This window comes from Streptomyces sp. NPDC051913, from assembly GCF_044593635.1.
GTDB lineage: Bacteria > Actinomycetota > Actinomycetes > Streptomycetales > Streptomycetaceae > Streptomyces.
This window is the reverse complement of the sequence record NZ_JBIUCI010000004.1, coordinates 417,700-424,877: the sequence shown is the minus strand read 5'-3', so window position 1 is coordinate 424,877 and position 7,178 is coordinate 417,700. Positions and strand designations below refer to the sequence as shown.

Sequence of the window (7,178 nt, the reverse complement as noted above, 5' to 3'; positions counted from 1 at the left end):
CACGCTCGGGGACCCCCGGGCGGTGGAGCCCCTGCTCGGTATCCTCACGGCGCCCAACGGCACCACCAACCACGCCGTCGCCACGGCCCTTGGAGAGCTGGGCGACCCACGAGCGGTCCAGCCCCTGCTCGACGCCCTCCCCCACACGAGAGGAGAAGTGCGTACGGCTGTCGTCCAGGCGCTCGGCACGCTCGGGGACCCCCGGGCGGTGGAGCCCCTGCTCGGTATCCTCACGGCGCCCAACGGCACCACCAACCACGCCGTCGCCACGGCCCTTGGAGAGCTCGACGACCCACGAGCGGTCCAGCCCCTGCTCGACGCCCTCCCCCACACCAGCAGAGCGGCGCGCACCGCCGTGGTGACGGCACTCGGGAACCTCCGCGATCCCAGGGCGCTGGAGCCCCTGCTCGGCATACTGACCCCGGCCCGGGGCGGCGTGGATCCCGTCGTCGTGCAAGCGCTCGGGCTTCTCGGTGACTCCCGGGCGGTGCAGCCCCTGCTCGACGCCCTGCCCGATGTCAGTGGCGCACTGTCCAAGGCGGTCGTGGAAGCACTGGGTCATCTGGGCGACCGCAGGACCGTCGAACCTCTGCTGAGCGCGCTCAGGGTCGCTGCCGACACATCACCTCCGGACGACGACCTGCTGATGCACCTGGTCGAGGCACTCGCCGGCATCGGCGATCCACGGGCGCTCCAGCCGCTGTCGGAACTGCAAGCGGACCCGTTCCCCCGACTCCGTTTCCGAGTGCTCACGGCACGGATGGAGCTGGGAGACACCAGCGCCCGCGCGGCGCTGGAAGAAGCCATGACTCACAGCACTGCGATGACCCGGCGCGACGCACTCTGGGCCCTTGCAGCCCTGGACAGCGACCAGGTCGACCGGGTGCTGCTCTCCAGGGACCGTGACGGCGTCGCCCCCGGCATCGACCCCCAGAAAGAGATCGAGGAGTCGGTCCTGCCGGTGTACGCCACCGCCGCGCGGCTGCCCCTCCGACAAGTCCGGTCCCGATACGAGGAGTTGGCGAAGCGCTACCCTCTCAGGCTCTCCTGGCGGCCGTCGGCGGACTGACGGTCCGGTTGTCACCGAGGGTCAACCGTCCACGGCCTCCAGCACCGCCATCGCCGCATTGTGCCCCGGCACCCCGCTCACCCCACCTCCACGCACCGCGCCCGCCCCGCACAACAGCACGTTGGTGTGAGTGGTCTCCACGCCCCAGCGGCCGGTGTCGTCCTGGGCGTAGGGCCAGGACAGTTCGCGGTGGAAGATGTTGCCGCCGGGGAGGCGCAGGTCGCGTTCCAGGTCGAGTGGGGTCTTGGCCTCGATGCAGGGGCGGCCCTCGGCGTCCACGGCCAGGCAGTCGGTGATCGGTTCCTCCAGGTGGGCGTCGAGTTGGGCGACGGTCGCCTTCAACAGCTCCTCGCGGGCACCGGAGTTGTCGGCGTCGAAGAGCCGCGCGGGCGTGTGCAGCCCGAAGAGTGTCAGGGTCTGGTAGCCCTGCTCCACCAGCTCGGGGCCCAGGATCGAGGGGTCCGTCAGCGAGTGGCAGTAGATCTCCGAGGGCGGCGCGGAGGGCAGGCGGCCCGCCGAGGCCTCCGCGTGGGCGGTGGCCAGCTGCTCGTATCCCTCGGCGATGTGGAAGGTGCCCGCGAACGCCTCGCGCGGATCGACCGTGCTGTCGCGCAGCCTGGGCAGCCGCTTGAGCAGCATGTTCACCTTGAGCTGGGCGCCCTCGGCGGGGGCCGGGGGCGCGTCGCCGGTCAGTTCGGCCAGGGCCTGCGGGGAGGCGTTCACCAGGACGTGCCGGGCGGTCACCACCCCTTCCTTCTCCGCCGTTCGGTACGTCACCTCCGCCGTACGCCCGTCCGTGGCGATCCGCACCGCCTCGTGCCCGGTGGCGAGGACCGCGCCGGCGTTCCGTGCCGCCGCGGCCAGGGCGTCCGTCAGGGCTCCCATGCCGCCGACCGGCACGTCCCAGGCGCCGGTGCCGCCGCCGATCACGTGGTAGAGGAAGCAGCGGTTCTGCGCGAGGGAGGGGTCGTGGGCGTCGGCGAAGGTGCCGATCAGGGCGTCGGTGAGGACGACGCCCCGGACCAGGTCGTCCGCGAAGCGGTCCTCCACGGCGACGCCGATCGGCTCCTCGAACAGGGTCCGCCAGGCCTCCTCGTCGTCCACCCGGCGGCGCAGTTCCTTGCGGGTGGGCAGCGGTTCGGTGAGGGTGGGGAAGATCCGTTCGGCGACGCGGCCGGTCATGCCGTAGAAGTGCTGCCAGGCCTGGTACTCGTGTTCGCCGCCGGTGAGGCGTGCGAAGGCCTCGCGGGTGCGCCGCTCGCCGCCGCCGACCAGGAGTCCGGTCGGCCGGCCGTCGCGTTCGACGGGGGTGTACGAGGAGATCGTGCGCGTACGGATGCGGAAGTCCAGGCCCAGATCCCGGACGATCTTCTTGGGGAGCAGGCTGACCAGGTAGGAGTAGCGCGACAGCCGGGCGTCGACGCCGGCGAACGGCCGGGTGGAGATCGCGGCGCCGCCGGTGTGGTCCAGCCGCTCCAGGACCAGGACGGACCGTCCGGCCCGCGCGAGGTAGGCGGCGGCGACGAGGCCGTTGTGTCCGCCGCCGACGATCACGACGTCGTACGTGTGTCCAACGAGTGCAGGCATGCCCCTTCGTAACACGAGATGATCTAGGACGGCCAGAAGGGCGACGTATCGCGCGGCGGGGTGCGGACTCGCCGCGTGGAGCACTCTCGGCGGCACATGCCCGCGCTGAGGCTGCCTCCTCCGTTCAGCCGCCGCCCGCCGCGTGCTGCTGCCGCAGCACCGCCACCCTGCGGTACAGCTCGACCGCCTCCGCGCCGCGGCCGAGTTGCTCCAGGCAGTGCGCCTCGTCGTTGCGGCTGGCGAGGGTGTCGGGGTGGCCGGCACCGAGGACGCGTTCGCGGGCGGTGGCGACCCTGCGGTACTCGGTCAGGGCGTCGGCCCAGCGGCCCAGCCAGCCGAGGCCGACGGCGACCTCGCGGCGGCTGACGAGGGTGTCGGGGTGCTCGGAGCCGAGGACGCGCTCACGGATGGCGCAGACGTCGCGGGACTCGGCGAGCGCCTCCTCCCAGCGGCCGAGGCGGCCCAGGTTGACGCCGAGGCCGTGGCGGGCGCGCAGGGTCTCGGGGTGGGCCGGGCCGTTCACCCGGGTGCGGTCCTCGATGAGGTCGCGGTAGAGCTGAAGGGCCTCGGCGCTGCGGCCCAGGCGGCCGAGGCTGATGCCGACCTCGTAGCGGGCGGCGAGGGTGTCGGGGTGGTCGGGGCCGAGAGCCTGGGCGCGGGCCTCGGCGACCTCGTGGTAGGTCTGGAGGGCCTCCGGCCAGCGTCCCAACTGGCCCAGTGCGTAGGCGACTTCGTAGCGGGTGACGAGGGTGTCGGGATGCCCGGCGCCCAGAACGCGGGCGCGGGCGACGGCCACGTCTTCGGCCATGCGGTAGGAATCCTCCAGGCGGCCGAGGCGGCTGAGGTTGAAGGCCAGGTTGTGGCGGCAGCGCAGGGTGTCGGGATGGTCGGCGCCCATCGTCCGCTCGCGGGCGGCGAGGACGGACGTGTAGACCTGGTGGGCGTCGAAGTGGCGGCCCAACTGGCCCAGTACGTACGCCATTTCCTGGCGGGCGGCGAGGGTGTCGGCATGGTCGGGGCCGAGGGCGAGGCTGCGGGCGCGGGCGACGTGTTTGTACTCGCGCAGGGCGTCGGCGGCGCGGCCGGTGCGGGAGAGGGTGAAGGCGACCTCGTAGCGGCTGGCGAGGGTGTCGGGGTGCTCGGGGCCGAGGAGTTGCTCGCGTTCGGCGGCGACCGCGCGGTGCACCTCGCCGGCCTCCGCCCAGCGGCCGAGGCGGCCCAGGGTGAGCCCGGCGTTGTGGCGGCCGGTCAGAGCGGTGACCGTTTCCCGGGGCGGTTCGTCCGGTGCGGGGTCGAGGGGCCGAGGGAGGATGGGCGCGCCGGTGCCCCGGGAGGACGCCGGCCTCGGGATCCACTCGCCGGTCAGGGCGGCACCGTCCACGGGCCGCGGGGTGGCGGCGCCGGGACCGACGGCCTTGTGGCCGGTGGTCATGCCGCGGGTCCAGGACGGCAGGCGGGTACGACGGTCCGGTGGTTCGAGGGCCGGGCGGAGCGTCGGCTGAGGGGTCACCAGGGTGGGCACGTACGTCTGCCCGAGCCGAGGATGCTTGACTGACGCACGGTCCACCTCGCCCGCACGGCCCACGCCGATGCGGCGCCCCACCTCACGGGCGTCGTACGGGCGTTGGTCGGGCAGCTTGGCCAGTAGGTCCAGGATGATCTTCTCGAAGTACGGCGGCACCTCGGCACGGTGGCTGCGCGGTGGACGGGGTGGTGTGTCGCGGTGGCCGACGAGGATCGCCCAGGCGTCGTCGAGGTCGAACGGCGGTGCCCCGGTGGTGATCTCGTACAGCACGCACCCCAGCGAGTACAGGTCGCTGCGCTGGTCGACCTCGGAGCCGCCGATCTGCTCCGGCGACATGTAGTGCGGGGTGCCCATCGCGATGCCGGTACCGGTGAGCCGGGAGGTGAAGCCGATGTCGTGGCCGAGCCGGGCGATGCCGAAGTCGCAGATCTTCACGGTGCCGTCGGCCAGCCGCATGATGTTGGCGGGCTTCAGATCGCGGTGCACGATGCCCTGCTCGTGGGTGTAGGCGAGCGCGGCGGCGACCTGGTCGGCGATCTCGACGACGTCCGGGACGGGCAGCGGATGATGTCGGTTGTCCTCCAGGAGCTGGCTGAGGTTGCGGCCCTCCAGCAGCTCCATGACGAGGAAGAGGATGCCGTCGGACTCGCCGAAGTCATGGACGACGGTGACCCCTCGATGCTGGAGGGCGGCGGCGACGCGGGCCTCCCGCCGGAACCGCTCGCGCAGGACGCGGGTGAAGGACTGGTCGTGGGAGGGGCCGAGCGGTTTGAGGCACTTCACGGCGACCTGGCGGCCCAGCGACTCGTCGCGGGCCCGCCACACCTCGCCCATGCCGCCGCGTCCGATCAGGTCGAGCAATCGGTAGCGGCCCTGGATCAGCTTGCTGTCCCCCATCTGCTGCGATCGCCCCCGTCGAAGTCGCCCGCCCCTGGCCCGTCCAGTATGGCGAGCTATCTCCCGACTTTGTACGGTGCCGGGCGGGAGCCGGGGCCGAGCCGTGACATGGCGCGCAGGATGTGTTTGGGCGGCAGTTGCCAGCGCAGACGTGCGGGAACAGCGCGCAACAGGGTGCCCGTGCGACGCAACTGGCGGGTGACGGCGGCGGGTTCCGGGGCGGGCCTGCCGTACAGATCGTGGGCGTACGGCGGCAGAGCGGCGTACGCCAGGTGTGCCACGCGCCGCCACAGCACCTCGCGCGCCGGGACGAGCAGGGGGTGCGTCGGCGGGCGGAGCAGGAACTCGTCGACCGCGCGTGCCTCGGGCCCGGCGGCGAGTTCGGGTCCGACCTTCTCGAAATAGGCGGCCATCTCGGCCTGGTTCGCGGGTACGGCGTCGGGGTCGAGGCCCACCAGCCGTGCGCTGACGCGGTGTTCGGCGATGTAGCGGTCGGCCTGTTCGTCGGTGAGGTGGAAGCCGGAGCGGCGCCCGACCTGGAGATAGGAGTCGATCTCGGCGCAGTGCACCCACAGCAGCAGCTCGGGTTCGCCGACCCCGTAGGTCTCGCCGGTGTCGGGGTCGGTCGCGGACAGCATGCTGTGGATCTTCCGGACGCGGGCGCCCGCCCGTTCGGCCGCCGCCGTGGTGCCGTACGTCGTGGTGCCGACGAAGTTCGCGGTGCGCAGCAGCCGGCCCCAGGCGTCCTGCCGGAAGTCGGAGTTCTGCATGACTCCGCGCACGGCACGGGGATGCAGGGCCTGGAGGTAGAGCGCGCGGACGCCCGCGACCCACATCATCGGGTCACCGTGCAACTGCCAGGTCACCGAGTTCGGGGTGAACAGCCCGGGATCTCCCATACCCGCAGGCTAACGCCGAACCCTCGGCATCCCCAGACCGATCCACGAGATGATCTCCCGCTGGATCTCGTTGTTGCCGCCGCCGAAGGTGAAGATGACCGCGGAGCGGTAGCCGCGCTCCAGCTCGCCGTGGAGCACGGAGCCCGCGGAGCCCTCCTTCAGGGCGCCGGCGGCCGCGACCACCTCCATGAGCCAGGCGTAGGCGTCCCGGCGGGCCTCGGAGCCGTAGACCTTGACCGCGGAGGCGTCCTGGGGGGTGAGCGTGCCGTTCTGCACGGCGTGGACCATCTGCCAGTTGAGCAGCTTCATCGCGTCGAGCCTCACATGGGTCTGGGCGAGTCGGCGGCGCACCCAGGGCAGGTCGACGACGCGGCGGCCGTCGGCGAGCTTGGTCTCCATGGCCCAGCGCTGGACGTCGTGCAGGGCGCGGATGGCCATGGTGCCGTGGGCGGCGAGGGTGACGCGCTCGTGGTTGAGCTGGTTGGTGATCAGCCGCCAGCCCTGGTCCTCGGCGCCGACGCGGCGGGCGACGGGGACACGGATGTCCTCGTAGTAGCTGGCGGTGGTGTCGTGGCCGGCGAGGGTGTTGATGACGGTGCAGGAGTAGCCGGGGTCGGTGGTCGGCACGAGGAGCATGGTGATGCCCTTGTGCGGCGGGGCGTCGGGGTCGGTGCGGGTGGCGAGCCAGACCCAGTCGGCGGTGTCGCCGTTGGTGGTCCAGATCTTCTGCCCGTTGACGACGTACTCGTCCCCTTCGCGTACCGCGCGCGTCTTCAGGGAGGCGAGGTCGGTGCCGGCGTCGGGCTCGCTGTAGCCGATCGCGAAGTCGAGCTCGCCGGAGAGGATTCCGGGGAGGAAGTAGGCCTTCTGCTCGTCGGTGCCGTACTGCATGATCGTCGGCCCTACGGTGTTCAGCGCCATCAGCGGCAGCGGTACGCCGGCCTGGGCGGCCTCGTCGAAGAAGATGAACTGCTCCATCGCGGTCAGGCCACGGCCGCCGTACTCCTTCGGCCAGCCCACGCCCAGCCAGCGGTCGGCGCCGAGGCGGCGGACGGTCTCGCGGTAGAAGCGCTTCTGCTCCCGCCGGTCGCCGTGCCGGGCGTTGGCGTCGGTCGGCACCAACTCGGCGAAGTAAGCGCGCAGTTCGGTGCGCAGCCGCTGCTGCTCGGGTGTGTATGCGAGATGCACGGCGCCTCCAGGC

General features: G+C 72.2%; 5 protein-coding genes. 1 reads left to right on the top strand and 4 read right to left on the bottom strand.

The features are described from left to right. Nucleotides 1-1,069: HEAT repeat domain-containing protein (locus tag ACIHIX_RS14495; RefSeq protein ID WP_399954751.1), on the top strand; the 1,069-nt coding region annotated here is incomplete at its 5' end. Between the two features lie 21 nt (nucleotides 1,070-1,090). On the opposite strand, the gene ACIHIX_RS14490 is transcribed toward ACIHIX_RS14495, so the two are convergent. The 4 genes from ACIHIX_RS14490 to ACIHIX_RS14475 all read right to left on the bottom strand — a co-directional run bounded on the left by ACIHIX_RS14490 (nucleotide 1,091) and on the right by ACIHIX_RS14475 (nucleotide 7,165). Then, a complete protein-coding gene (locus ACIHIX_RS14490) occupies nucleotides 1,091-2,656 on the bottom strand; it encodes a phytoene desaturase family protein (protein WP_399954748.1) in 1,566 nt (521 codons plus the stop codon). A gap of 124 nt (nucleotides 2,657-2,780) precedes the next feature. Further along, nucleotides 2,781-5,078 carry a tetratricopeptide repeat protein gene (locus tag ACIHIX_RS14485; RefSeq protein WP_399954745.1) on the bottom strand — a complete coding sequence of 766 codons (2,298 nt, stop codon included), beginning with the start codon at nucleotides 5,076-5,078 and terminating at the stop codon, nucleotides 2,781-2,783. Nucleotides 5,079-5,134: 56 nt separating this feature from the next. Further along, the gene (locus tag ACIHIX_RS14480; RefSeq protein ID WP_399954743.1) at nucleotides 5,135-5,977 is read right to left on the bottom strand and encodes an oxygenase MpaB family protein; all 843 of its coding nucleotides are present in this window, start codon (nucleotides 5,975-5,977) and stop codon (nucleotides 5,135-5,137) included. 9 nt (nucleotides 5,978-5,986) lie between these two features. Continuing rightward, nucleotides 5,987-7,165 carry an acyl-CoA dehydrogenase family protein gene (locus tag ACIHIX_RS14475; RefSeq protein ID WP_399954740.1) on the bottom strand — a complete coding sequence of 393 codons (1,179 nt, stop codon included), beginning with the start codon at nucleotides 7,163-7,165 and terminating at the stop codon, nucleotides 5,987-5,989. Between the last annotated feature and the right edge of the window lie 13 nt (nucleotides 7,166-7,178).